The sequence below is a fragment of the Pseudomonas sp. GR 6-02 genome, from assembly GCF_001655615.1.
In the GTDB taxonomy this organism is placed as follows: Bacteria; Pseudomonadota; Gammaproteobacteria; order Pseudomonadales; family Pseudomonadaceae; genus Aquipseudomonas.
Genome location: NZ_CP011567.1, coordinates 3,845,202 through 3,871,355 on the forward strand (window position 1 = coordinate 3,845,202; position 26,154 = coordinate 3,871,355).

Here is a 26,154-nt window from a genome sequence, read left to right on the forward strand (position 1 = left end):
AGCAGCGCAGCTCGGGCAATTGGCTGCGCCCATTGCCCACAGCGCTGTTTTCGATGCACCGCTAGCCGCTCCCTCCAGCGCCAAGACAAAGCCTTCTTGGCTGCCCTCTCCTTTGGCATTCAAGACTTCTTGCGTGTATTTAGCGTCTGTTCGGTACTCCAGAGGATCGACCAAGGCGACGTTTTTCAGGACCTTCTCCAAGGAGGTTCTGTCCTTGAACAACTCCACCAACCCCACACGCTCATTGTTGTAATCAGCCAACGAAACTTGTAACAGGTGATCATTTTTGGCTTGAGCCAACTCTGTTCTGAGGAAGCTTGCCGCTTTAGCGGTATTGCCATCCTCCTCACTGAGGACACTGTTCCAACCGCGATCAACCATTGCCGCGGCTGTGCGTAAGAGTTCTTGCTGGGCCTCCTCAATGGTCAGTCCGTTCTCACCGGCAAAACGCTTAACACGCTCATCGTCGCTAGCGAACTCAATTTCATCGGGATGCAACTGTCGGTTGTATAACGTCCCGTTCTGCGCGACCCATGCTCCCGTTTGCAGCTTGTCGGTATCGGCATCAGGGTCTTGAACAGCTGTCGCCAGCACGCCGATCAGCTGCGAGTTCATGGCCAACAGTCGATCCCTATCCGCTTTCGGCATCCCGGCATAGACCGAGGCCAAATCGTCGACCAGGGCTTCGTTGACGCCGGCCGCCAAGGCACCCGTTTTAAAGTCTCCGCCCGCAACGAGCGAGGCCAAGCCACCCATCACCGCGTGCAAGCCGATTTTGGCGAGTCCTCCGTTTGGCAGGTTGTTCTCTACGCTGATATCACCCACGAGGTTGAAGCCATAGGCAGCAAACGCATTCACCAGACTGCTTTGCAAGGCATCACCAAGGCTGCCGTCGCGACCCAGTGCTTTATTGAGCAGCGCAGAGGTGCTGTTTTGCAGCGCCTGGTTCGCGGTGAATTGGGCGATACCTCCCAGACTACTCAGTCCACCTGGATTGGAAACTACGACCTTGCCCGTATTAGCCAAAGCCCCGTTGGTGGAATCAGTCAACGCGGTACCTGATTCTGTGGTGGTGCTGGCCCAATCGTTGAACAGACCGGTGGCAAGACCCGCCACGGCGCCGGAAACGATGTAGTTTTTCATGCTTTCGGCGCTGAAAGTTTCTTTAATGGCGGCGCCAAGATTGCCTTTATTGTTGATGGTACTGACCGCAGCCGTACTGGCTGCGGAGGTCATCATCGCGGTGAGAGCGGCGTTCGCCCAACCAGCGGCGACCGCTTGCGACGTTGCGGTCGCTGCAGCACCGGCTGCAAATGCGCTGCCTGCCCCTGCGTTTGCGGCAGAAGCCACGAAACCGGAGGCTGCACCAGCCGTGAAGTAGGTGACGAGGATGACGATAATGATCATCGCCGGGCCACCCAGCCCGGAATGGCTTTCATCCCAGCTGTCATGCAGCTCTTTAACCCGACGCCAATCCACATCGCCCCGCGCTTCTACGTCCTTGAGCCAGGCCATGCTCGGGTCAGCTTGCACCATGGCATCGATCGCCTGGCTCACGCTTTGTTGGTTGATGTCTTTGATATCGATGTGTAACCCATCAACCGCTTTGATGAGCGTCTGGCCTTTAGCGACCAGCTGGCTTTGCCGCAGCGTTTCATCAACCTGGCCTTTGTTCTCCATGCTGGTCCACGCCCAGCTGTTGCTGCTCTTGTTGTGGCTCTCCTGGTGAGAGTCCTTCACCGCTTCGAAAGTGATGCTGCCACCACTGTCCAGCGTGATGTCCTTGCCACTCTCCAGCTTCGCCACCTGATAGCGCTGATCTCCACCACTGGACAGCGTCAGGTCACCACCGGACTTGATCTGCGTACCGATGTGGGTGATCTGCGTCACTTCATCGTGCTGGGTCTTTTTACTGCCCCAGCTGCCGCTTTTTTTCATGTCGTACAGTGTGTAGTCGCGGTCCTGTGCAGCCAGCAGTTGCAGGTCGCCGTCAGCATGCAGGTAGGCTTCTTTGCCGGCGCTGATGTCGCTGGCAACCAGCGTCATGTCCTTGCCGGACTTGAGGGTCAGTTTGCCGCCCGCATCCAGTGAGGTGCCGATCTGGCTGACGTGGTCTTCCTGGCGGGTTTCCTTTTTGTCCTTGAAGTAGCTGTGTTGTTCGTCGGCGGCGGTGGCGAACAGCAGGTCGCCCTTGGCGTCCATCGTCACGTCGCCTTTGGCGTCGAGCTTGCTCGCCACCACGGTCACGTCGCCGCCGGCATTGACTGTCAGGTCCCCGCCGGCACTGATGCTGGCGCCGTGTTGGGTGAGGGTTGAGTCGAGGAAGTCGGTACGGCTGTCGGAGTGGCGCTCTTCCACGGCGGTGATACTGACGTCGCGCTTGGCATCGATGGTCATGTCGCCACCGCTTTTCAACACACCGCCGGTGTTGAGAACGTCGCGCCCGGCGTTGATCACCAGTTTGTTGGCGGCCTCGATGCGGGCGGCGCTGTCCACGAAGTCGCGCGCATGGCTGTAGTCGCCGACGCTGCTGTCGTGGGAGGTCACCGTGCGTTCGTTGACGACGTCGCCGTTCGTGGCCTTGAGCGTCACGTCCCGCCCGGCAATGATCCCCCCCGCCTTGTTGGTCAAATTATTGGTGGCGAGCAAGTCCAACCGCTCTCCCGCCTCCACCAACCCGCTGCTGACCAGGTCTTTTTTGGCCGTCGCCTCCAGGTTCTGGCTGGCGCGCAGGGTGCCGGCGTTGTTCAGGTCTTTGCCCGCGATCAGGGTCACGTCGCTGCCCTGGATCAACGCGCCGTTGGCGGCGAGGCGGTTGTTGGCGTTGGCCAGGTACAGCACCGGCACCAGGACTTTTTCGCCGTTCACTTCGTGTTCTTCGAGCCAGACGATGTCGTGGGTCAGGGCCGCGACTTGCTGTGCGGTGAGGGTGACGCCGAGGCTGAGGTTCAACGCATCCTTGCTGGCGATGGCGTTGTTCATCAGGTACTTGAAAACCGCCTCGTCCGAGGTCTGGCCGTCGATGAAGCGCTGGCCGGTGCGGGCGACCACGGCTTGCTGGATCAGTTTCTGCTCGTAGAGGCCGTCGCCCAGGCGCTTGGCGCTCTGGTCGGGGTTGTAGCCCAGGCCGGACAGCAGGTAGTCCGAACTCATGAATTGCTTGAGGTCGGTGAGTACCGGGTTGGTTTCGATCAGGTATTTGTGCGGCTGGGATTTGCCGGCGTTGCTTGGCAGACCTTGGACACGGTTGAGGGTGACCGGCGTAGACGATGCACCGGCGGTGACTTTGCCGCCGCTAAGCGTCCAGCTCTGCGGGCCGGTCGAGGTCGGGGCGCTGCTGCCTTCCTGGCTCAGACGGAACAGACCGTTCTGGCTGGTGGGCAGGTTGAAGCCGGGAAGCGTGAGCGGGTTGACTTGTTGCTGGGCCAGATCCGGCGACAGTTGCGCGTTGATAGTTACCGGCGTGGAGTAGCCGTTGCCGGCCCCCGTGTCAGTGTTGGTCTTTCCACCGGCGACGTAGCTGTAATAAGGACGCACCACACTGTTGTCGATGGTTTGCGTCGCGTTGAGTGAAATGTTGCCGCCGGCCTGGATCACCGCATCATAGGAACTGCCGGAGCCCGCTACCGTGGTGGTGCTTTCGGTCAGCATGCCGCCGCCCAGCAGGCTGATGAAATAGCTCAGATCCGACTCGACAGTGGCCGAGGGTGTCGGACTGTTTTTATCGTTGAAAGCCGCCGCCGCGGGCACCGTGGCGAAGATTTGGTCGACGTAGTTCCAGAATGTGCGCTTGGTGATGATGTCCTGCTCTTGCAGGCCGGTGTTATTGATCGTGTCGGCAGTGACAGTGATGTTGCCTGTGGACGCAATGGTGCTGCTGGTGTTGTTCAACACCTGAGCGTTGATCGTCATGTCGCCGCCGCTGGTCAGACTCGCGGCCTCGCTGCTGTCAGAGACCTTCAGGCGGTCGGTCTCGGCAATCTCCCAATGGCCGTTACGACGCGAACCGCTGCGGAAGTCGCACCCCGCAATCGGGATCAGGTTGCAGTCCAGCTCAGTGATCACCACCGAACTTTTCTCATGCGCGGTGTATTCCAGAATGTCCCGTACGTTGTTTACCGTCAGGGCATTGATGGTCAGGTCCTGCGCGCTGTAGATATCGCCGGAACGGTTGTCCAGCAAGTCGGCCTTGCCGCTGTCGCGGTCCCGGCCAATGTGCACGTTGCTCAGGCCATAGACCTGGCCATAGGCGTTGGTGAAGCTGGACAGCAGCAGACGCATATCGCCGCCGCTGGAAATCAGGCCGCGGCTGTTGAGCAGTGCGCCGGTGGTGAGGGTCAGGTCTTTACCGGAACCGATCGTGCCGTAGTTGTTAAGGTTGGCGGCGCTGATGATCAGGTCGCCGCTGGAGGTCAAACGGCCTTGGTTGTTCAACTCGCCATTGATGTTAACCGTGGTGTTGCCACCACCGGCGATGCTGGTCGTCGCGTTGAGGGTCAGTTGATTGGCTTTGAGTGTCAGATCACCGAGGCTGCTGGTGCGACCATTGCCGCTGTAGTTGCCCCAGAGGGTCAGATTGAGTTTGCCATCGCTGGCGATCAAGCCATCGTTATTCCAATTGCCGCCGTTGCCGGTCAATTGGCTGACCGCCAACAATTGGCCGCCGGATGTCTGATTGAGGCTGTTGACGTTGACGGTCAGGCGATCGGCCTGGATCACGCTGCTGTTGGTCCAGCTGTCGGCGTTGAGCGTCAGGCTGCCACGGGTGACGAAGGTGCCGCCGGCGCTGCCGATTTGACCCGTCGCGATATCGAAAATACCGGTACCGACGTGCAGCACGTTGCCGCTGACGTTCAGCAAACTACCGGCAGTGAGGGTCAGGTTGGTGTTGGCGGATTCCACGGTGCCATTGCGGTTGTCGAACAGGCCCCCGATGGCGAACGCGGTTTTACCATTGTCGCCCAGTGCGCGAAGTTGACCGGTCTGGTTGTCGAGGCTGGCGGCGGTGATGGTCAGCGTGCTTTCACTTTCGATGATGCCCAGGCGGTTGTTCAATGCACCGCGCAGGCTCAGGTCGATCTGTTGCCCGCCGATCTGCCCGTCGTTGTCGCCGCTGTTGTCGAAGTTATTGCCGGTGACGCTGACCCGACCCTTGGCGTAGAGGCCGCCATTGCGGTTGTCGAAGTTGCCGTTGGTGCCGGTGTCGACGATGGCGTCACCGGTTTGCGCGGTGATACGCCCGCCATAGTTGTCGAGGCCGGCCAGTGCCTTGAGGTTCAGGCTCTGGGCCTGAATGACCCCGCCCTGACGGTTATTGTTCAGGTCATAGCCGTTGCGCAGTACGCCAGAGATATGGCTGCTGAAGGCGCCTTGCAGGCTGGAGAGCACACCGCCACGGCTGTCGAGGCTGGCGGCGGTGATGTCGAGGTTGCCGCCCTTGGCAACGATGCGCCCGCTCTGGTTATCGATGGCGCCGCCGGTTTTCACCGTCAGGTCGCCCTGGCTTTGCAGGGTGCCCTTGGCGTTGTCGATGCTGGCGGCGTTGAGTGTCAGGCCGGCGTTGCTGCTGAAGATCTGACCGTTGGCGCTGTTCTGTACGACGCCACTGGCCGTGATCGTCAACAATTCACTGGCCGCGACAGTGCCGCCATTGCGGTTATCGAGGCCACCGGTCAACAGGCTCAGCAAAGCCTGGCTTGCAAGCTGGCCGCCCTGGTTGTCGACCTGCTGCGCGCGCTAAATCACCAGCGGGCCGTTGCTCGCCAGTTTGCCGCTGGTATTGGTCAGGGTGCCGAGCAAATCGAGGGTGATCGCGCCCTTGCCCGCGAAGGTACCGGCGCTGTTGTTCAGATCGGTACCGGTGAAGCTGATGTCCTGCTGGGCATTGATGGTTGCATTGGCGTTGCTGAGGGTTTGGGCCTGGATATCCAGAGCGGCGCCGCTGTCGATCAAACCACCCTGGGCGTTATTCAGTGTTCCGGCAATGACGAAAGTTTGCGCACCGGCACTGGAAAGAATGCCGTTGTCGCTGTTGTCGAGGCTGGCCGCCGTGACCTTCAACGTGCCGTTACTGACCAGAGCGCCTGCGTTGCTGTTACGCACGGCACCGGTGAGGTCCACCAGCACGTCACCGTCGCGGCTCGACAAGGTGCCCTCATTACGGTTGTCGAGGCTGCCGCCTAGAAGGCTCAGGTTTTGCCAACCGGAAATCAGTCCATGGAGGTTAGTGGTGGTATCGGCGGTGAGGTCCAGTTGCTGACGGCTGATGAGTTTGCCGTCGCTGTTGTCCAGGTTGCGGCCCGTCAGCGTGTAGCTTTGGCTGCTGGAGAGTTCACCGCTGCGGTTGTTCAAGTCCCGCAGGTTGCGGATGCTCAGTTGACCGGTGGTGGTGATCAGGCCGTTGGCGTTGTTCAGGTCGCCCATGACGCCGCTGAAGTCGATGGTAATGGCACTGCCGAGCAACGAGCCGCCGTTCTGATTGTTCAAACTCGCCGCGTTGATGTTCAGGTTTTGGGTGGCGTTGATCAGCCCCTTGTCCTGGTTATCGAGCTGGCCGGTAACCCGAAGATCGAGGTTGGTGCGGCTGGTAAGGGTGCCCTCGTTGTTGTTCAGGCTTCCGGCCTGTACATCGACGCTTTGCGCCGCGATCACGCCTTTGACGTTGGTCAGGGACTGCTGCACGCGCAGGGTCACGGCCTGGTTGCCGAGCAGTTTGCCGTTGCTGTTGTCGAGGCTGTCGGCCGCCAGCGTGAACGCTTGGGCACTGGAAATTTCGCCGTTGCGGTTGTCCACTTGCGCGAGGTTTTTTAGCACCAGCAACGGGGCGTTAATCAAACCGTTCTGGTTGTTCAGCTCGCCGTGATTCAGATCCAGCGCCAACGACGTAGCGCTGGTGAGCTGCCCACCATCATGCTGATCGAGACTGACGACACTGGCGGTCAGCGCTTTGTTGCTGGCAATCCGGCCCCCGCTGCTGTTATCGACCTTGCCGGCATTGAGGCTCAGGGCGTCGAGGCTGGTGAGTTTGCCGCCCTGATTATTCACCGTCGCCGTGGCGGTGATGCTCAAGGCCTGACCGGCGTTCACCAGCCCTGCCACGTTATCCAGAGTCGCCATGCGCAACGTCGCGGCGGCCAGGCTCGAGAGTTCGCCAGCGCGATTGTTCAGATAACCAAGGGTGGCGTTGAGATTACCGGTACTGGTAATCAGACCATTGCCATTGAGGACCTGATTGGCCGCGAGATTGAGACTGCCGTTACTCAACACCCGACCTTTGTTCTGGTTATCCAGGGTCCCGGCGGTGATGTTGGCGGTTTGCCCGGCGCTCAGCGTACCGCCCTGGTTAGTCAGGGTCTGCGCGGCATTCGCGGTGAGATTGCGACTGGCAACCACGCTTTTGCCGCTGTTGTTGAGATTCTGCGCGCTCAGGCTCACATCACCCGTGGCGTTACGGCTGGTGTCAGCATTGACCCCGGCTTCGATGATGCTGTTGTTGGTCAGCACACCACCGGCACTCAGAACGATGCTGTCTCGCGCCGCAAGGGTTTGCTGGTTTGTCAGGTTGCCTTGGGTTTGTACGTTGACGGAGGTGCCGGCATAAACCGGGCCTTGGGCATCAAGGCTGGCGGCTTTGACATTCACCGCACCGGCAGCAGAAGTCTGCGCCAGGCTGAGATGGCCATTGGCGTCGAGCTGGATATCACCACCGCTGGCGGCCAGGTTGCCGTCGAGTTTCACCCCGACCCCGGCTTCGGTGCCGACCAGTTTGATCGCCCCGGCGTACATCCCGCCCAAGGCCGATGAGTCGATGGCCAGTTGCGGCTTGGCGCTGCCGTCATCGGCGCGGGCGGTGGCGTTGAGGTTGTCGGCATTGACGTCGTTGCGACCGGCGACGATGGTCAGGTTTTTCGCCTGAATCTCGGCGTTGATCTTCGCGCTGCGGGTGATGATTTCGAAGCTGTCGACGTTGTTGGCATTGAGCCCGACGCCATCAATCGTGACGCTGCCCTGATCGACCTGAAAGCGATCCAGTCGACCGTTGTCGAGCACCGGTTTGCCGGTGGTCAACGTCACGCGTGGCGTGTTGATGAAACCGCAACCGTTGCAGCTGATGCCGTAGGGGTTGGCGACGATGACCCGCGCCGATTGCCCCGCCACTTCGGTGTAACCGTGCAACTGGCTCGGGCTGCCACCGACGACTTCGTTGAGGATGGTTTGCGCCGCGGCCCGGTTGGTCAGGTTGGGGTTGCCGACGATGATCCCGCCCAGTTGCGTCGCGCCGGTCTGCGCGGCGACGTTGTTGAGGATGACGCCTTGGGTGCCGACGTTGTAATCCTGAAACTGGTTATGCGACAGGCCGGTGCCGTTGGGGGTGGCGATCTGGATGATCGGCACGCCATTGCCCGCCTGACCGAGGCTGGTGCCCGGTGTAGCCACGACGATGCCATCGGCCTGCGCCCACATCGGTTGCCAAAACATCACGTTGGCCAACAGGAACGCCAGTCCGCGCTTGGGCATGCCCAGGAAGTGCTCGCGGGTTTTCACGGCGGCAGAAGGTTGGCGAGCGAGAAAAGCGTAGTGGCGAACGTCCATGTGAAAGGTCCCGATGCAGCGAAATTAGAGGAAGAAATCCAGGCGGAAATAGATCGGCGCTTCGCGCTCGGTCAGGGTGTCCGGACGTTCCAGGGAATGGGCAAAAGTCACGCTGGCGGCCACATGCTGACCCCGGGCGAACAACTCCACGGAATCGCTGGACAGGCGCCCGTGCTGATCGCCGTTATAGCGGTCGCCACGGATCACACCCTGGTCGTAACCGAGGCTGGTGCCGTACTCGGCGAACACCGGGCGCAGCCATTCCAAAGTGATCGGATGGCTCCAGCGCAGTTCGTTGCGCCAGTAGCCGCCGCTGTCACCGGACAACGACTGGTCCTTGTAACCACGGATCGAAGACAGCCCTCCGAGGCTGGTGCGCTGCGGGCTGAACAGCACGTCTTCACTACGCTGGCCGGTCATCAGGCTGCTGAAACTGAAGGACTCGCCCCACAGCTTGAACGGCTGCAGATAACTCGCGGTGGCGGTGTATTTGCGGTAACGCGCGTTCGGCTCGCCGGGGCCCGGATCACCGTTACCCTGGGCGTCGAACGCGCCGATGCCTTGTTGCATGCCCAGGTCGAGGTTGACGAAGGCACTGCCGACCCGCCGACCGTGGTTGATGCCGAACTGCGCTTCGCTGATGCGGTTGCTGCTCAGCTTGAGCTTGCTGTCTTCGATGAAGTTGTTGGTGCGCAGGTACGACAGGCCGGTGCTGAGGGAGGTCTTGCTCAGGGCGTCGCGATGGATCACCCGCTCGGCGCGCAACTGATGGTTTTCGCTGTCGCCGGTCTGCTTGAAATTGAAACCGTTGGCCTGGGCTTGCGAGCGGTACTCGCTCTGGCTGTAGGTGTAACTGAAGTTCCACCAGCCCCACGGCACGCTGTAATTGAGCAGCGCGTTGTTGGAGGTGTGCAGGTGATCGCTCACCGCATCATGACCGCCGCGCAGCATCAACTGATCGGCCAGGCCCAGCGGGCTGTCCCAGTCAAACGTCGTGCCCCACTGCTGCTCGCCGGTGCTGCGCTGGCCGTCGTTACTGCGCGACAACCCGACACGCCACGGCTTCTGCGGGGTGTTCTTGACCAACACCTCGCTGCCACCGACGTTCTTGCCCGGGGACAACTCCATCTGCGCCTGATTCGACGGCAAGCGGTTGAGCTGATCCACCATCTGCTCGATTTCCCGCAGATTGACCAGCTCCCCGCTCCTGCCGGGGAAAGCCATCCCCAGTTCGCGCTCCGACAGCTGGCTGCCCTCCGCGCCCTTCAACCCTTCGAGCCGGCCCTCGACCACCAGCACCTTCAGATGCCCGCCGGACAAATCCTGCTGCGGCAAGTAGGCACGGCTGGTGACCAGGCCTTTTTCGATGTAGTGATCGGTGATGACTTTCAGCAACTCGTTGAGCTGCGTGACGCCCAGGCACTGACCGATGTAAGGCTTGAGCAGGCGATTTTTCTCGCTGTCCGAAAGACTGTCGGCGCCTTTGAGTTCGATGTCCTTGATGGGGAAACAACGGGCGTCGGCCGGGGCCGTCGGTGGTGCGGGTTGGGCTGCCTTGCCGGGTAATTCCTTGAGCTCCTCGAGACGCCGACGCTGCTCGTCGAGCAAGCGGTCCTGACGTTCGCGGATCAGATCGGTTTCACCGGGGGTGGGGGCAGCGTGAGCAAGATTCAGCGGAGAAAGGCACAGCAAAGCCAGGCACAACCTCGCCACGAGGGCGGGTGGATACATGTTCGATCCCTCGAATGGAGACTGATAGCACAATAGTGGCGCGATATTAGATGGCCACTATTTTGACGTCAATGAATGGATTCATTCGAGGAGGTTAAGGGATGACTTGTAATGGCTAAATCGGGCGCTTCCGATGAGAGCGCAGGACGTTTCCTGATGTGGTGTAGAAAAATGCTCACAACACCAAGGCGCTGTAGTCCGCAGAGAAAAAGCCGAGTGCCAAACGGCAAGGTCTTTTTTACGTAATGAACAACCCGGGCTCTGTCCGGGTACGGGGCATGGAACAAAATTAAAGAGCCGTATTTTTTGTGGCTACACTCATGGCTGGTAGCTATTGGCTACCAACGTGATGGGTCTCAACAGGAATTACAAATAGAAGGGAATCTGATGAACACGTTAAAAGCCCCCCCCGTTTGCCTGCGCTGCATTGTTGTTTTTCGGCGCTCATTCCATGGCTCAGGCTGCCGACATTCTGGATCAGGGATGGAGTGACACCACCCAGTCCAATTGGCTTGAACTTTCACAAGGATCGAGAATTCTCCCTCTCTCCTGGGCGCTTGCATTGGAAGAGCCTGGTTCAGAGGAGAAGTTCATGAGTGACAAAACGATCTCCGCCTACGGTTACACGCCTTATCGTCCGTCTTATAACGGTAAGCACTTTACGTTGCCGATGGGTTTCGTTTTGGATGACAGTCACGACAGCAAGTTGTCTTTCACGAAACTCCGCTGGTTTTTTGGACAAGGGTCGAGAGAACCGTGGGTGGGGATGAACTGTTCTGCTTGTCACACGGCTCAGATCAAATTTGAAGAGCAGAATCTTGTGATCAATGGCGGGCCAACGAACGCCGACTTTCAAAATTTCTTTAAATATTTTAGAGAGGCCTTAAGCAAAACGGCTTCCAACCCTGAAAAATTTGAACGCTTTGCAAAGAGTGTCCTGGGTGATGATCTGTCGAAAGGGAATCGCCAACGGTTGAAAAAATCCCTGGATAGCTTGAATGCGTTTTATGCCCAAAACGAGACACTGAATGCCACAGATCTGCAATATGGCCCAGGTCGCCTTGATGCCGTGGGCCACATTCTCAACAAAATCAGTCAAGTCACCCAAGCGAAACCGCCTACCCCTAACCCCTCTGATGCGCCGGTGAGTTATCCATTTCTCTGGAATACGCATCAACACAACGTCCTCCAATGGAACGGAATGGTCAGTAAAGACCAACTCCCTTCGATTAAAAATGACGGCGGCCTGGATGCTGGAGGTCTGGGGCGTAATGCTGGAGAGGCCATCGGTGTGTTCGCCGACGTTCGACCGGTTAAAGAATCTGCGGCCAAGGCAGGGTTTGTCTCCAGTGTGAATGTGAAAAATCTGGATGTTCTAGAGCGTTCTCTTTATAGCCTGAAGCCTCCGCGGTGGCCTGGGCAGTTGCCAAACGACCTTGCGCTTGGCGCCAAATTGTTTAAGGACAATTGTTCCGGCTGCCATACCCATATTGGTAGAGACGATCTCACCACGGCCATCACAGCGGTCATGATTCCAATCTCTGCGAATGACAATTTCAATGCCCAGAGCCCACAAGACTCGACCATTGGCACGGATCCCTGGATGGCGTGCAATGCCTATCAATTTAAAGCGGATGCGGGAGTGTTGACGGGTTATTCCAAAGTCGATAAATCAGGAACCATCAAGTCAAATGACCTGCTCTACAACATGCTGGGTGTGACCGTCCTGGAGACTTTACTGGGTAAAGGACGCGATGTCGCCGAACTGGCTTTCGATGGATTGCTTGGTATAGATACCAAACCTCAAAAAGTCCCTGGCTTCAAGGACCGTGCCCTGTTCAGTCGTTTGGATGAGAAAGCGCTACGGCTATACAACTGCTACCGTGCCAGCTCTACCGTTCCTCTTCTCGCCTATAAAGCAAGACCCCTGACCGGCATCTGGGCCACCGCTCCCTATTTGCATAACGGCTCTGTACCGACCCTCAACGACCTTCTCCTGCCACCCCACCAGCGCCCCTCGACTTTTTATACAGGGACCAATGAGTTCGATGACAAAAAAGTTGGATTCAAGACCGAGAAATCGGACAAGAACTGGTTTCTTTTCGACACCAAGCTTGAGGGCAATAGCAACGCAGGCCATGACTATGGCGTGGGCAAGCTCAATGACATCCAACGGTCACAGCTTCTCGACTACTTGAAGTCACTTTGAAGTGAACGCATAGGTGCTTTTCTGAGTCGATAGCGGCCATTGATGGTTGCTATCGACTGCTACAGATTTAATGTTTGCTTCAGGTATCAGAAGTTAGCCGGGGTGTTGGCGCTGATGATTTCTGCCTCATCCGCCCCAATATTGCGAAACCGATGCGGCAACGTCGTCGGGAAGTAATACCCATCCCCGGCATTCAACACACTAATCTGCCCATCCACCGTCAACTCAACCGTGCCACGGGTAACCAGCCCACACTCCTCCCCTTCAGCGTGCACAATCGGCTCTTCCCCCGAACTCGCCCCAGGCGCGTACTGCTCGCGCAACAGCCGCATCTGCCGACTCGGCACCGAAGCGCCAATCAGCAACAACCGCAGCCCATGACGCCCGAGATCCGGCTGTTCATTGGCGCGAAACACGTACTGATGCTCGCGTGGCGGTTGGTCGAAGGTGAAGAAGTCCGCCAAGGACATGGGGATGCCTTCGAGCAGTTTTTTGAGGGAGCTGACGGAGGGACTGACGCGATTCTGTTCGATCAGGGAGATGGTGGCATTGGTGACGCCGCTACGCCGGGCCAGCTCGCGCTGGGACAGTTTGTAGCTTTCGCGTACTAATTTGAGTCGTGAGCCCGTGTCCATGACAGCCTTATGTGAGAACTACTTAAGGGGTAATGGGGGTGGGTGGCGGGCGACTGGTGGCCGCGGATTACGCCGTTTCCCGTCCCGGAACCGTGGAAGGCGGGTATTAAATCACGTTTGTGGGTGTTGCTCAGCAGGTTCGATAAACGGCTGGCAAAAAAGCTGTCGGCTTCTGATGTCAGTCAGTTCTGGTTTAGAAACTGTGGCGAGGGGGCTTGCCCCCTCGCCACGAAGATTTGTCCCGCATGGATTGCATCAATGGCAAAAAGCGGGGCCGCTTCGCGCCCCAGCGGGAGCAAGCTCCCTCGCCACGGGAGTGATGCGTAGCCTTGGCCGGCGGAGACCGCCGGCAGGTTCAACCTAGATGCCGAAGCGGTCTCGCAAGGCGTAATACGCCGCGCCCATGGCGGTGAGTGGGGCCTGGAAAGTGCGGCCGCCGAGCATCGGCATGTGTGGCAGGGAGGCGAAGGCGTCGAAGCGTTCGGCGTCGCCGCGAATCATTTCCGAGATCAGTTTGCCAGCCAGGTGCGAGCAAGTGACGCCGTGGCCGCTGTAGCCTTGCATGTAGTAGGCGTTTTTCTCGATGCGGCCGAATTGCGGCATGCGGGACATGGTCAGCAGGAAGTTGCCGGTCCAGCGGTAGTCGATTTTCACGTCCTTGAGTTGCGGGAAGGTCTTGAGGATCTTCGGGCGGATCAGTTGTTCGATGTCGTCCGGCTCGCGGGCGCCGTAGACCACGCCGCCGCCGTACAGCAGGCGGTTGTCGGCGGTGAGGCGGTAGTAGTCGAGCAGGTAATTGCAGTCTTCGACACAGTAGTTATTGGTGATCAGGCTGCGGGCGATCTTCTCCGACAACGGCTCGGTGACGACGATTTGCGAACCGCAGGGCATGCTTTTGCGGGTCACGCGGTTGTCGAGGTCTTGCGGCAGGTAGGCGTTGCCGGCGATCAGCAGGTACTTGGCCCGCACCACGCCTTTGGCGGTGCGCACAGTGATTGGCTCGCCGTAGGAGATGTCCACGGCGGCGGATTGTTCGTAGATTTTGCCGCCCTGGCGAATGATCGCGGCAGCTTCGCCGAGGGCCAGGTTCAGTGGGTGGATGTGGCCGCCCTGCATGTCCAGCAAGCCGCCGACGTAGTTGTCGCAACCGACTTCGCGCTGGATGTCCGAGGCGTCGAGCATTTTCAGGTTGTTGTTGCCGTAGCGTTCCCAGTTACGCTTCTGCTCGGCCAGGCCGTTGAGTTGCTTCTTGTTCAGCGCTGCGAAGATGCCGCCGGGGCGGTAGTCGCATTTGATGTCGTACTCCTTGATACGCGAACGGATGATGTCGGCGCCTTCGAAGATCATGCTGCCGAGCACTTCGGCAGTTCTGTCGCCGTAGCGCTCTTCGATTACATCGACGTCGCGGCTGTAGGAGTTGACCAGTTGGCCGCCGTTGCGACCGCTGGCGCCGAAGCCGACTTTGGCGGCTTCCAGTACCGTTACGCTATAGCCCGCTTCGCTGAGGAACAGCGCCGAGGACAGCCCGGTGTAGCCGGCGCCGATCACGCAGACATCGCATTCCACCAGTTCTTCAAGCACCGGGTAATCGCCGGTCTGGTTGCGGGTTGCGGCGTAATAGCTGTTTACATGATTTTGTGTAGAGCTGTGTTTCATACATTTCTCCGAGGGCCGCCGGCCTATGCCGGCGACCGCCGCTGCAAAAGTGTTAGAGCTTGATCCAGGTCGCTTTGAGTTCGGTGTACTTGTCGAACGCGTGCAGCGATTTGTCCCGACCGTTACCCGACTGCTTGAACCCGCCGAACGGCGCGGTCATGTCGCCGCCGTCGTACTGGTTGACCCAGACACTGCCGGCGCGCAAGCCGCGAGCGAAGGTGTGCGCCTTGCTGAGGTTGCTGGTCCAGACGCCGGCGGCGAGGCCGAAGATGCTGTCGTTGGCGATCTGCAGCGCTTCTTCAGCGGTGTCAAAGGTGATCAGCGACAGCACCGGGCCGAAGATTTCTTCCCGGGCGATGGTCATGGCGTTGGTCACGCCGTCGAATATCGCTGGCTCCACATACAGGCCACCGGTGCCTTCGAGGGTGCGACTGCCGCCAGCAATCAGTTGCGCGCCCTGGTCTTTGCCGACCTGGATGTAGCGCAGCACATTGTCCAATTGGCGCTGATCGACGACGGCGCCGACGGTGGTTTCAGGGTCGAGCGCATGCCCCGGTTTCCAGGCTTGCAGCGCTTCCACCAGCAACGGAATGAACTGCTCGCGGATCGAGCGCTCCACCAGCAGGCGCGAGCCGGCGGTGCAGACTTCGCCCTGGTTGAAGGCAATCGCACTGGCCGCCGCTCGAGCCGCTGCGCGCAAGTCCGGCGCGTCGGCGAACACCACGTTCGGGCTCTTGCCGCCCGCCTCCAGCCACACGCGCTTCATGTTGCTTTGCCCGGCGTAGATCATCAGTTGCTTGGCAATCGCGGTGGAGCCAGTGAAGGCCAGCACGTCGACGTCCATGTGCAACGCCAGCGCCTTGCCGACGGTGTGACCGAAGCCCGGCAACACGTTGAACACGCCTTTGGGAATGCCGGCGTCGAGGGCCAGTTGCGCGATACGAATCGCCGTCAGTGGTGATTTTTCCGAGGGCTTGAGGATGAACGAGTTGCCTGCCGCCAGGGCCGGGGCGAACTTCCAGCTGGCCATGATCAGCGGGAAGTTCCACGGCACGATTGCGGCGACAACGCCTGCCGGCTCACGAGTGACGAGGCCCAATTGGTCGTGCGGGGTGGCGGCGACTTCGTCGTAGATTTTGTCGATGGCTTCGGCGCTCCAGCGGATCGCGTTGGCGGCCGCTGGAATGTCGATGGCCATGGAATCGCTGATCGGTTTACCCATGTCGAGGGTTTCCAGCAGCGCCAGTTCTTCCTGGTTGGCCAGGATCAAGTCCGCGAAGCGAATCAAGATGCGCTTGCGTTCTGCGGGTGCCAACCGCGCCCAGATGCCGGATTCAAATGCACGACGCGCGACGGTGACTGCCGCATTGGCGTCGGCTTCGTCGGTGCTGGCGATGTTCGCCAGAAAGCGGCCGTCGACCGGGCTGATGCATTCGAAGGTGTCGCCGCTGAGTGCCGGGCAGTATTGGCCGTCGATGAATGCGCGGCCTTCTAGTGTCAAGGACTGGAAGCGTTGCTCCCAGTCGCTGCGAGTGTTTGTCATGGTTGTGACTCTACGCAGAGGAATAAGTGATCGTGTTAACCGATGGGCAAGCGATGAGAACTTGTGGCGAGGGAGCTTGCTCCCGCTGGACTGCGCAGCAGTCCCCTTCTTTTCAGGTAGAAGGAGGGGTCGCTTCGCGACCTAGCGGGAGCAAGCTCCCTCGCCACAGGTTTAGTGTCAGCCCCCGTTAAACCGTGTGCAGGTACCAGTTGTACTCAAGGTCTGAAATGGAGTTCTCGAACTCGGCCAGCTCGCTTTCCTTGCACGCCACGAACACGTCGATGTACAGCGGGTCGATGTAGCGCGCCATGACTTCGCTGTCGTCCAGTTCACGCAATGCGTCGCGCAGGTTGTTCGGCAGGCTTTGCTCGTTCTGCTCGTAGCTATTGCCTTCAACCGGGGCGCCCGGCTCGATTTCGTTGGTCAAGCCGTGGTGAATGCCGGCCAGTACCGAGGCCATCAGCAGGTACGGGTTGGCATCGGCACCGGCGACACGATGCTCGATGCGCACGGCATCCGCCGAACCGGTGGGTACGCGCACCGCCACGGTACGGTTGTCGATGCCCCAGCTTGGCGAGTTCGGTACGTAGAACTGCGCGCCGAAACGACGGTAGGAGTTGACGTTCGGGCAGAGGAACGCCATCTGCGCCGGCAGGGTCTCGAGCACACCGCCGATCGCGTGTCGCAGCGCGGCGTTCTGCTCGGGATCCTCGCTGGCGAAGATGTTGTTGCCTTGCTTGTCGAGAATCGAGATGTGCACGTGCAAACCGTTGCCCGCCTGACCCGGATATGGCTTGGCCATAAACGTGGTGTCCATCTCGTGGTCGTAGGCGATGTTCTTCACCAGACGCTTGAGCAGCACCGCGTAGTCGCAAGCCTTTATAGGGTCGGAGACGTGATGCAGGTTGACTTCGAATTGCGCCGGGGCGCTTTCCTTGACGATCGCGTCAGCCGGGATGCCCTGCTCTTTCGCGCCCTCGAGGATGTCTTGCAGGCAGTCGACGTATTCGTCCAGATCGTCGATCAGGTACACCTGCGTCGAGTGCGGACGCTTGCCCGACACCGGCGAGCGTGGCGACTGCGGACGACCGTTCACGTTGTCCTGGTCGATCAGGTAGAACTCCAGTTCGAACGCCGCGCAAATGGTCAGGCCCATGTCATCGAACTTGCTCACCACCTGACGCAGCACTTCGCGCGGGTCAGCAAAGAACGGCTGGCCTTCGAGCTCGTGCATGGTCATCAGCAACTGCGCGGTCGGGCGCTTCTGCCAGGGTTCGATGCTGAGGGTATCGGGGATGGGATAGCAGATGCGATCCGAGTCGCCGATGTCCAGCCCCAGGCCGGTGCTTTCCACCGTGGAACCGTTGATGTCCAGGGCAAACAGCGACGCCGGCAGGTTGATGCCTTTTTCGTAGACCTTGTGGAGACTGGTGCGCTCGATGCGCTTGCCGCGCACCACGCCGTTCATATCCGCAATCAGAAGGTCGACGTACAAAACCTCAGGATGTTGCTTAAGGAATGCGTTTGCTTCGTTGAGTTGAACGGCACGCAGAGGGACCGACATGATGCACCTATTAGCTGTTAATTATTATGTTCACTTCACTTGCGAGAGCCAGTCAACCCGAACGGCAAAGTGAAGTCAATAGCGAACACATGGCCTTTCAGCCTTTATTTTCTGGCCTTTTTTGGGCGCCAGAGTGCCATATCAGGCTTGCACACCGCGCAGACCCTCAGCATCGGACGTTCGGCGTTTAGAATTTTTTACATGAGAGTTGTTAATTAAAATCAACAAGGCTAAGCTCCGGAAAAGCTCGTTCAAGTGTGAAACTTCGAGGTGATAAAAATGGCATTCAAGCCATTGATCGGCGTTACTGCGTGCGTCAAACAGATTGGCCTGCACCCCTACCACGTCAGCGGCGACAAGTACTTGCGTGCTGTCAGCGTCGCGGCATTGGGGCTGCCAGTGGTCATTCCTTCCTTAGGCGACCTGACCGAAACCGATGCGCTGCTCGCGCAGCTCGACGGTCTGTTGCTGACCGGCTCGCCGTCGAATGTGGAGCCTTTCCACTATCAAGGCCCGGCCAGCGCTCCCGGTACGGATCACGATCCGCAACGGGACGCCACCACCCTGCCCTTATTGCGTGCAGCCATCGCCGCCGGTGTTCCGGTGCTCGGCATCTGCCGGGGCTTTCAGGAAATGAACGTGGCGTTCGGCGGCAGCCTGCATCAGAAGGTGCACGAACTGCCCGGCATGCTCGATCACCGGGAAGCGGACAGTCCCGATCTGGCCGTGCAGTACGCAGCGGCCCATGCAGTGAATGTGCAACCGGGCGGTGTGTTCGAAGCACTGGACCTGCCACAGGTATTCCAGGTCAATTCGATTCACAGCCAGGGCATCGACCGACTCGCACCCGGCCTGCGCGCTGAGGCGATCGCGCCGGATGGTTTGATCGAGGCGATCTCCGTCGAGCACAGCAAGACCTTCGCCGTCGGCGTGCAATGGCACCCGGAATGGCAGGTGCTTTCGAATCCCCCTTACTTGAGTATTTTCCAGGCGTTTGGCGAGGCGTGCCGACAACGGGCGGCGCTGCGCAATACGCGCTGACTTCAGACATTACCAATCGATTGACTGCCCCCGTGAGTCTGGCGGGCGTGCCTTTGCGCGCCGGTGGCTCACGTAATAGATGAACCGCAATAACAACAAGCACGACCAGGCAGCCAGGACGGCGGTGCCGAATAAGCCCGAGCGCCAGCGTATCGCCCGGCCCGGGTTTGCAATCCACTCTTAAGTCAGGCCGTGTTGGCCCGACGACTGAAACCTGTTGGGAGTTTCATATGGCAAACGCCTCCAGCATCTACAGGAAGGCTCTTGATGGTCACCAGGCACTGAAAAAGGTGCTGGTGAAAGTCGACCGCGTCACCAAGAAATTCGACGAAACCACCGCCGTGGACGATGTGTCCCTGGAAATCCATCAAGGCGAAATCTTCGCCTTGCTCGGTGGCTCCGGCTCGGGCAAATCGACGCTGCTGCGCATGCTCGCCGGCTTCGAGCGCCCGACCGAAGGGCGGATTCTGCTCGACGGTGTCGACATCACTGACATGCCGCCCTACGAACGGCCGATCAACATGATGTTCCAGTCCTATGCGCTGTTCCCGCACATGACGGTGGCGCAGAACATCGCCTTCGGCCTCAAGCAGGACCGTTTGCCCGCCAGCGAAATCGACGCCCGTGTCGAAGAAATGCTGCGCCTGGTGCACATGACCCAATACGCCAAACGCAAGCCGCATCAGTTGTCCGGCGGTCAGCGTCAGCGTGTGGCACTGGCGCGTTCGTTGGCCAAGCGACCGAAGCTGTTGCTGCTCGATGAACCGATGGGCGCACTGGATAAAAAGCTGCGTTCGCAGATGCAACTGGAGCTGGTGGAAATCATCGAGCGCGTCGGCGTGACCTGCGTGATGGTGACCCACGACCAGGAAGAAGCCATGACCATGGCCGAGCGCATCGCGATCATGCACCTGGGCTGGATTGCCCAGATCGGCAGCCCGGTCGACATCTATGAAGCACCGGTCAGCCGCATGGTCTGCGAGTTCATCGGCAACGTGAACGCCTTCGACGGCACCGTTGTGGAAGACCTGGAAGGTCACGCGATCATCCACAGCCCGGACCTTGCGCAGAAGATTTACGTCGGCCACGGCGTGAGTACCTCGGTGCAGGACAAGTCGATCACCTACGCTATCCGTCCGGAAAAAATGCTGGTCAGCACCCTCAAGCCCGAGACCCGCTACAACTGGTCCGAAGGCAAGGTGCACGACATCGCCTACCTCGGTGGCCACTCGGTGTTTTATGTGGAGCTGCCTGGCGGCAAGATCGTCCAGTCGTTCATGGCCAACGCCGAACGCCGTGGCGCACGCCCGACATGGGACGATCAGGTCTACGTGTGGTGGGAAGACGACAGCGGCGTGGTACTGCGCTCATGAGAACCTTCAATCAGCAGTTCCTGCGCCTGGTGCCCAGTGGCCGCAAAATGGTCATCGGCATTCCATTCCTGTGGCTGTGCCTGTTTTTCCTGTTGCCGTTCTTCCTGGTGATGAAGATCAGCTTCTCGGAAGCAGCCCTGGCCATTCCGCCCTACTCCGAGATTTACACCTTCGCCGAACAGAAATTTCAGCTGCTGCTGAACCTCGGCAACTACTCGCTGCTGACCGAAGATGAGTTGTACATCTCGGCTTACTTTGGCTCGTTGAAGGTCGCATTCTTAAGTACGCTGATGTGCCTGGTGATCGGTTTCCCGATGGCTTATGCGATTACCAAGGCCAGCAAGGAAGCGCAAAACGTCTTGCTGCTGTTGATCATGATGCCGACCTGGACCGCGATCCTGATCCGCGTGTATGCGTGGATGGGCATCCTCAGCAACAACGGATTGCTCAATGCGTTCCTGATGTGGAGCGGGCTCACGTCACAGCCGATCGAGATCCTCAACACCAACACCGCCGTGTACATCGGGGTGGTCTACGCGTACCTGCCGTTCATGGTGCTGCCGCTGTACGCCAACCTGGTGAAGCACGATGGCAGCCTGCTGGAAGCCGCGTCGGACCTGGGTTCGAGCAACTTCAACAACTTCTGGAAAATCACCGTGCCGCTGGCCAAGAACGGGATCATCGCAGGCTGCATGCTGGTGTTCATTCCGGTGGTCGGTGAGTTCGTGATTCCGGAACTGTTGGGTGGCCCGGAAACCCTGATGATCGGCCGCGTGCTGTGGCAGGAGTTCTTCAACAACCGCGACTGGCCGGTGGCGTCCGCCCTGGCGGTGGTGATGCTGGCGATCCTGATTGTGCCGATTCTGCTGTTCAACCGTAGCCAGGCCAAAGAGATGGAGGGACGGGGATGAACCGTTTCGGATTTTCACGATTGATGCTGGTGCTCGGCCTGTCGTTTATCTACCTGCCGATGCTGATTCTGGTGATCTACTCGTTCAACGCCTCGAAGCTGGTGACGGTGTGGGGCGGCTGGTCGGTGAAGTGGTATGTCGGCCTGCTCGACAACACGCAACTGATGGGCTCGGTGGTGCGCTCGCTGGAAATCGCCTGCTACACGGCGATTGCCGCGGTGGCGCTCGGTACATTGGCGGCGTTCGTGCTGACCCGCGTGACCCGCTTCAAGGGCCGTACGCTGTTCGGTGGCTTGGTGACGGCGCCGCTGGTGATGCCGGAAGTGATCACCGGTCTGTCGCTGCTGCTGCTGTTCGTGGCCATGGCGCAGATGATCGGCTGGCCGCAGGAGCGCGGCATCGTCACCATCTGGATCGCTCACACCACATTCTGTGCAGCCTATGTGGCGGTGGTGGTGTCGGCGCGCTTGCGTGAGCTGGATTTGTCCATCGAAGAAGCGGCCATGGACCTCGGTGCACGGCCGCTCAAGGTGTTCTTCCTGATCACCATTCCAATGATCGCGCCGTCACTGGCGGCCGGCGGCATGATGTCGTTTGCCTTGTCGCTGGATGATTTGGTGTTGGCGAGCTTCGTGTCGGGGCCAGGCTCCACGACCCTGCCGATGGAAGTGTTCTCGGCGGTGCGCCTGGGCGTTAAGCCTGAGATCAATGCCGTGGCCAGCCTGATTCTGCTGGCGGTGTCGATCGTCACGTTCATGGTCTGGTATTTCAGCCGCAGGGCCGAAGCCACCCGCAAACGAGCGATTCAGGAAGCGATGGACCAGACTGCCAGCGAGTCCTGGCAACAACCGAAAAAGCAAATGGTAGAAGCGACGGTCTAGTGCCACTGTCAAGTGAGCACTGACCTGTGGCGAGCGAGCTTGCTCGCGCTTGAGTGCGCAGCATTCACAAATAGGTATGGGTTGCCAGAATTTTGGGGCCGCTACGCAGCCCAGCGGGAGCAAGCTCCCTCGCCACAGGTAAGTCCGCTAGCCACAGGTTTCGTGTTCACCGCATTTTTGTTTTATGCGATTTGAATAAAAAGAATGGAGTTGTACCGATGAAAATGTTTGGCAGGACTCTGCTGACACTGTCCTTATTGGGCGCAATCACCGCTGGCGCCCAGGCCAATGACAAGGTACTGCGCGTCTACAACTGGTCGGATTACATCGCCCCGGACACCGTCAAGAAGTTCGAAGACGAGACCGGTATCCGCGTGACCTACGATGTGTTCGACAGTAACGAAACCCTTGAGGCACGGCTGCTGGCGGGAAAATCGGGCTATGACATCGTGGTGCCGTCCAACAGTTTCCTGGCCAAGCAGATCAAGGCCGGGGTCTATCAGGAACTGGACAAATCGAAGCTGCCGAACTGGAAGAATCTCAACCCGGTGCTGCTGAAAAACGCCTCGGCCAGCGACCCGGATAACGGCCACGCCTTCCCGTACATGTGGGGTTCGATCGGCATCGGTTACAACCCGGCCAAGGTCAAGGAAGTGCTCGGCACAGATGCCCCGGTGAATTCCTGGGACTTGCTGTTCAAACCGGAAAACGCCGCCAAGCTCAAAGCCTGTGGCATCAGCTTTCTTGATTCACCGACGGAAATGCTTCCGGCTGCCCTGCACTATCTGGGCTATCCGGTGAACTCCCGGGACAAGGCGCAAATCACCGAAGCCGAGGCGCTGTTCATGAAGATCCGGCCATCGGTGGCCTACTTTCATTCGTCGAAATACATCTCCGACCTGGCCAACGGCAACATCTGCGTCGCCGTCGGTTACTCCGGCGACGTGCTGCAAGCCAAGGCCCGCGCCCAGGAAGCCGGCGACAAGGTCAAGATCGAGTACAGCATCCCGAAAGAAGGCGCCGGCAGCTTTTACGACATGGTCGCCATCCCCCGGGACGCCGCCAACGTCGACAACGCCTACCTGTTCATGAACTTCCTGATGCGTCCGGACATCATCGCCGAAGTCACCAACAGCATCGGCTACAGCAATGCCAACACGGCGGCCACGCCGTTGGTGGACGAAGCGATTCGTGACGACCCGGGATCGTATCCGCCACAAGCGGTGATGGCGACGTTGTATGCCATTCCTGACATGCCGATTGCCACCCAGCGGATCATGACCCGGGGCTGGACGCGGGTGAAGCTGGGCAAGTAATCCCGCCTCACTGATCGTCCCCATGCTCCGCGTGGGAACGATCATCCATTACAGCTTTCCCTTTTCCGTTCACGCAGCGCCTTACCACCGCTGCACTCCTCTCTGCAGAACGGCTTCACCTGGCTTCCTCGGTTTAGGTGAATTCAGGCGCCCTCGGGCGCCTTTTTTTGTGGGCTTATGAAGTGACCAGCGGCCACTCGGCCAGCGCTATGTATCGGCCTTTATGGGACTCGAACAGGCTGAAGCGATCGGCGCGCAGGTAAAACTCCGGCGGCGTCGCGGATTCGGGGACCGGCGCCCGGTAGTCGCGCATCAGGGTCAAATGCGGGCGAAATTCCCGATGGGTGTCTTCAAAACCGAACGGCAGCATGGCCTGCTCCAGCGCATACACCAGGCGCAGCAGCTCCGGTGCAGCCTGCGCGGGCGCCAGCAGCAACACCCCGGAGCGACGCCAGACGTCCAGCCGATCCAGCACCACCGTCAACGGCACGCCGGACGTGCGGATATTGGCAGCGGCCTTGCAGACACCGGCTATTTGCGCCATGCCCACCGTGCCGAGAAACAGCAGGGTCAGATGAAAGTTTTCCGCCGGCACCGGGCGCCCGATGTTGAGCCCCAGCGCGCTGCGCCATTGGGCGATGGCCCGGCGTTGTTCGGGAGCGCAGTTCAGGGCGAAAAACAGCCGTTTGAACGGCTCGCGGGTTTCATCGCTCATGTCTGGCACCTCAATGCTTGGGGACCCTTTGATTTTACAAAGGGATACCCCGCCAGCAAGCCCATTTCTGGCAGCTGCCGGCATGCGCGTTATAGTTGAAGCAACCGAATCGACGGGAGGACGCCATGCGTCAGGTCATCAGCAAAGAGCCATGGTGGGCCGTACCACCGAAGCCCGGCCAGGATGAGTCCGAGCTGGAGTGGGGCTGGCTGGTTCATTACAACGAAGGCGAGCCGCGCTTCGAGTTCATCAAGGAGCGGCCGTCGGACAGCGAGATTCGCAATCGCAAAAGCTGCAGGATCACCCCGACGCCGGAGTGATCCTGCCGCCTCTTCAGGCTTTGACGAGCATTTCGAAACCACCAAAAATCGCCCGCTGGCCGTCGAACGGCATCGGATTGACGTCCGGTTGCATCCGCGGATCGCTCATCAGTTTCGCCATGCCGGCGTCACGGGTGGCCTTGTCCGGCCAGACGATCCAGGAAAACACCACGGTCTCGTCTTCCTTGAGTTTGACCGCCATGGGAAACGACGTCACTTTGCCATCAGGCACGTCGTCGCCCCAGCATTCAGCGAGGCTGAGCGCGCCGTTTTCCTTGAAAATCGCGGCGGCGGACTCCGCGTGTTTCTTGAACTTTTCGCGGTTGGCCTTGGGCACCGCTGCGACGAAGCCATCAACGTAAGCCATGATCATTCTCCTCGGGTTATGGGTTGATCTGCTGGGTAGTCGATCCAGCGTGGCTCCAATCGACAGTTCCCGCACCCAAGCCGACCGACGGTTCGACGGGCTGAGCAACAGGTTGTGCAACAGGCTGGGCCAGGGACTGGGCCAAGCCGCCTTCGATTTGCCCGGCCATGTACAGCGTTCCGGCCATGACACCGGTGGTAGGGTTTTGCACCAGCTTCAGCCACGCCTTGTCGAATGAGTCGCCCAGGCTGCTGCGGATCAGCGCCTCGCTATCGGGTCGGTCGTTGGCTTGAATAACCGCACGCACCCCCGCCACTCCCAGGGAAATCACCGCCCCGGCCAGTTTCCCCGCCGCTGCCGCCACGGCACCAGCCGCGCCTCGTGGGGCCATTTCGGCTTCCATTCGTTTGCTCGCGCGCTTGGCCACTGGCGTCATGCCGGCGTCCGTCGAGGCAATGCCCTTCTCACCGCCTGCCGTGTGGATCTTGTCGATCAACGCCGCGTAGGCCGGCAACTTAGTCAGCGGTTCACTGTGCACCACCTGATACAGCGATGCGTCACGGGCGGGCGGCGGTCCCAGCGAAATCGCCGGAATTTTCTGGATACGGTCGTTGAGCTGCGCCATCGGCACGCCATGACGCTGGGAGATGACCTGAAGTTGCTGGCCGAGAGCTTGCACGTAATACGCTGTCGCCTGCCCGAGGATCTCGTCGGGATCGATCTCCACCGCTACCGGGTCCAGCACTTTGTGGTGATATTGCTCCAACAGATAGGCCGCCAGGCGTTTGGCCGAGGCATCCTGCTCACCCCCGGCACTGAGGGTGTACCAGCTGACCTTCATCGACAGCCATTCCTGGGTCCAATAGCTGCTGAACCACGGAATGAAGACTTCTTCGGTCTGTTCGTAAACCCGCGTGCGCCAATGCTCCATGGATCCGCGGGCATAGACCCTGGCCTGTTCGGTGGCCTGCTGCGAAGCCGCGACAATTTCCTGGTCAACCTGCTGCCAGGTGCTCTGGGAAACCACTACCGGCGCCACGACTACCGGGGCACGCGCAGTCGTTACGCATCCCGCCAGTACCACCAACACAGCGACGATCAGCGAACGCAGGTTCAAGATCGCAGTGTCCTACAGTCTGCGTCGAACGGAGCGTTCGACGCGTAAAAGCATGTTGATTTGAGTATAGGTCGGGGCTGGGGGCCGTCCGTCAGGAAGTGTGGTAGCGCCCTCAAAAATACCTGCGCGAGCAGACCCGCAAGTCCATCGAGGAACGCCACCATCATCCACGTCGATATTCAC

Annotated in this window: 16 protein-coding genes and 1 pseudogene; 7 read left to right on the forward strand and 10 right to left on the reverse strand. The window is 59.6% G+C overall.

Annotated features, from left to right (window positions below; genetic code table 11):
* Positions 1-645 precede the first annotated feature (645 nt).
* From PGR6_RS30585 to PGR6_RS16895, 3 genes and pseudogenes are all read right to left on the reverse strand, one after another.
* A pseudogene (locus PGR6_RS30585) lies at positions 646-5,688 on the reverse strand (DUF637 domain-containing protein); the annotation flags it as partial.
* Between the two features lie 48 nt (positions 5,689-5,736).
* Positions 5,737-8,592 (reverse strand): two-partner secretion domain-containing protein, encoded by a 2,856-nt coding sequence (locus tag PGR6_RS30590; protein WP_064618478.1) that lies wholly within the window; start codon positions 8,590-8,592, stop codon positions 5,737-5,739.
* 24 nt (positions 8,593-8,616) lie between these two features.
* The gene (locus PGR6_RS16895) at positions 8,617-10,323 is read right to left on the reverse strand and encodes a ShlB/FhaC/HecB family hemolysin secretion/activation protein (RefSeq protein WP_064618480.1); all 1,707 of its coding nucleotides are present in this window, start codon (positions 10,321-10,323) and stop codon (positions 8,617-8,619) included.
* A 451-nt stretch (positions 10,324-10,774) separates the two neighbouring features.
* On the opposite strand from PGR6_RS16895, the gene PGR6_RS16900 reads away from it, so the two are divergent.
* Positions 10,775-12,532 (forward strand): di-heme-cytochrome C peroxidase, encoded by a 1,758-nt coding sequence (locus tag PGR6_RS16900; protein ID WP_064618482.1) that lies wholly within the window; start codon positions 10,775-10,777, stop codon positions 12,530-12,532.
* An 86-nt stretch (positions 12,533-12,618) separates the two neighbouring features.
* Here PGR6_RS16900 and PGR6_RS16905 read toward each other — a convergent pair whose 3' ends face one another.
* The 4 genes from PGR6_RS16905 to PGR6_RS16920 all read right to left on the reverse strand — a co-directional run bounded on the left by PGR6_RS16905 (position 12,619) and on the right by PGR6_RS16920 (position 17,930).
* Positions 12,619-13,167, reverse strand: coding sequence for a cupin domain-containing protein (locus PGR6_RS16905; protein WP_008011722.1), 549 nt, complete (start codon positions 13,165-13,167; stop codon positions 12,619-12,621).
* 360 nt (positions 13,168-13,527) lie between these two features.
* On the reverse strand, positions 13,528-14,823 hold the full coding sequence (locus PGR6_RS16910; protein WP_064618484.1) for an NAD(P)/FAD-dependent oxidoreductase: 1,296 nt from the start codon (positions 14,821-14,823) through the stop codon (positions 13,528-13,530).
* A gap of 52 nt (positions 14,824-14,875) precedes the next feature.
* Positions 14,876-16,366, reverse strand: a complete 1,491-nt coding sequence (locus PGR6_RS16915) for an aldehyde dehydrogenase (protein ID WP_064618486.1) — start codon at positions 16,364-16,366, stop codon at positions 14,876-14,878.
* Between the two features lie 187 nt (positions 16,367-16,553).
* Complete coding sequence (locus PGR6_RS16920) at positions 16,554-17,930, reverse strand: glutamine synthetase family protein (protein ID WP_018930106.1); 1,377 nt, start codon at positions 17,928-17,930, stop codon at positions 16,554-16,556.
* A gap of 279 nt (positions 17,931-18,209) precedes the next feature.
* Here PGR6_RS16920 and PGR6_RS16925 point away from each other — a divergent pair, with 279 nt between their 5' ends.
* From PGR6_RS16925 to PGR6_RS16945, 5 genes are all read left to right on the forward strand, one after another.
* Positions 18,210-18,971, forward strand: coding sequence for a gamma-glutamyl-gamma-aminobutyrate hydrolase family protein (locus PGR6_RS16925; RefSeq protein WP_018930105.1), 762 nt, complete (start codon positions 18,210-18,212; stop codon positions 18,969-18,971).
* Positions 18,972-19,201: 230 nt separating this feature from the next.
* The gene (gene potA / locus PGR6_RS16930; RefSeq protein WP_064618488.1) at positions 19,202-20,344 is read left to right on the forward strand and encodes a polyamine ABC transporter ATP-binding protein; all 1,143 of its coding nucleotides are present in this window, start codon (positions 19,202-19,204) and stop codon (positions 20,342-20,344) included.
* Between the two features lie 29 nt (positions 20,345-20,373).
* Positions 20,374-21,255, forward strand: a complete 882-nt coding sequence (locus PGR6_RS16935; RefSeq protein ID WP_177343113.1) for an ABC transporter permease subunit — start codon at positions 20,374-20,376, stop codon at positions 21,253-21,255.
* Positions 21,252-22,136: an ABC transporter permease subunit gene (locus PGR6_RS16940; RefSeq protein WP_018930102.1), complete on the forward strand. Its 885-nt coding sequence runs from the start codon at positions 21,252-21,254 to the stop codon at positions 22,134-22,136. The genes PGR6_RS16935 and PGR6_RS16940 overlap by 4 nt, the downstream gene beginning before the upstream one ends.
* A gap of 218 nt (positions 22,137-22,354) precedes the next feature.
* Positions 22,355-23,452, forward strand: a complete 1,098-nt coding sequence (locus PGR6_RS16945; RefSeq protein WP_064618492.1) for a polyamine ABC transporter substrate-binding protein — start codon at positions 22,355-22,357, stop codon at positions 23,450-23,452.
* Positions 23,453-23,627: 175 nt separating this feature from the next.
* On the opposite strand, the gene thpR is transcribed toward PGR6_RS16945, so the two are convergent.
* Complete coding sequence (thpR, locus tag PGR6_RS16950; RefSeq protein ID WP_064618495.1) at positions 23,628-24,167, reverse strand: RNA 2',3'-cyclic phosphodiesterase; 540 nt, start codon at positions 24,165-24,167, stop codon at positions 23,628-23,630.
* A gap of 125 nt (positions 24,168-24,292) precedes the next feature.
* Here thpR and PGR6_RS16955 point away from each other — a divergent pair, with 125 nt between their 5' ends.
* Positions 24,293-24,487 carry a hypothetical protein gene (locus PGR6_RS16955; RefSeq protein ID WP_018930099.1) on the forward strand — a complete coding sequence of 65 codons (195 nt, stop codon included), beginning with the start codon at positions 24,293-24,295 and terminating at the stop codon, positions 24,485-24,487.
* Between the two features lie 13 nt (positions 24,488-24,500).
* Here the strand turns inward: PGR6_RS16955 and PGR6_RS16960 are convergent, their stop codons facing one another.
* Positions 24,501-24,854: a DUF1428 domain-containing protein gene (locus tag PGR6_RS16960; RefSeq protein ID WP_018930098.1), complete on the reverse strand. Its 354-nt coding sequence runs from the start codon at positions 24,852-24,854 to the stop codon at positions 24,501-24,503.
* Positions 24,855-24,870: 16 nt separating this feature from the next.
* A complete protein-coding gene (locus PGR6_RS16965; protein WP_018930097.1) occupies positions 24,871-25,971 on the reverse strand; it encodes a hypothetical protein in 1,101 nt (366 codons plus the stop codon).
* Positions 25,972-26,154 lie beyond the last annotated feature (183 nt).

Excerpts from the sequence above, each read along its gene's own strand:
- PGR6_RS16895 (WP_064618480.1), bottom strand. The coding sequence starts at position 10,323 with ATGTATCCACCCGCCCTCGTGGCGAGGTTGTGCCTGGCTTTGCTGTGC.
- PGR6_RS16925 (WP_018930105.1), top strand. The coding sequence starts at position 18,210 with ATGGCATTCAAGCCATTGATCGGCGTTACTGCGTGCGTCAAACAGATT.
- PGR6_RS30590 (WP_064618478.1), bottom strand. The coding sequence starts at position 8,592 with ATGGACGTTCGCCACTACGCTTTTCTCGCTCGCCAACCTTCTGCCGCC.
- PGR6_RS16920 (WP_018930106.1), bottom strand. The coding sequence starts at position 17,930 with ATGTCGGTCCCTCTGCGTGCCGTTCAACTCAACGAAGCAAACGCATTC.
- PGR6_RS16955 (WP_018930099.1), top strand. The coding sequence starts at position 24,293 with ATGCGTCAGGTCATCAGCAAAGAGCCATGGTGGGCCGTACCACCGAAG.
- PGR6_RS16940 (WP_018930102.1), top strand. The coding sequence starts at position 21,252 with ATGAACCGTTTCGGATTTTCACGATTGATGCTGGTGCTCGGCCTGTCG.
- PGR6_RS16900 (WP_064618482.1), top strand. The coding sequence starts at position 10,775 with ATGGCTCAGGCTGCCGACATTCTGGATCAGGGATGGAGTGACACCACC.
- potA (WP_064618488.1), top strand. The coding sequence starts at position 19,202 with ATGGCAAACGCCTCCAGCATCTACAGGAAGGCTCTTGATGGTCACCAG.
- PGR6_RS16910 (WP_064618484.1), bottom strand. The coding sequence starts at position 14,823 with ATGAAACACAGCTCTACACAAAATCATGTAAACAGCTATTACGCCGCA.
- PGR6_RS16960 (WP_018930098.1), bottom strand. The coding sequence starts at position 24,854 with ATGGCTTACGTTGATGGCTTCGTCGCAGCGGTGCCCAAGGCCAACCGC.
- PGR6_RS16945 (WP_064618492.1), top strand. The coding sequence starts at position 22,355 with ATGAAAATGTTTGGCAGGACTCTGCTGACACTGTCCTTATTGGGCGCA.
- thpR (WP_064618495.1), bottom strand. The coding sequence starts at position 24,167 with ATGAGCGATGAAACCCGCGAGCCGTTCAAACGGCTGTTTTTCGCCCTG.
- PGR6_RS16915 (WP_064618486.1), bottom strand. The coding sequence starts at position 16,366 with ATGACAAACACTCGCAGCGACTGGGAGCAACGCTTCCAGTCCTTGACA.
- PGR6_RS16905 (WP_008011722.1), bottom strand. The coding sequence starts at position 13,167 with ATGGACACGGGCTCACGACTCAAATTAGTACGCGAAAGCTACAAACTG.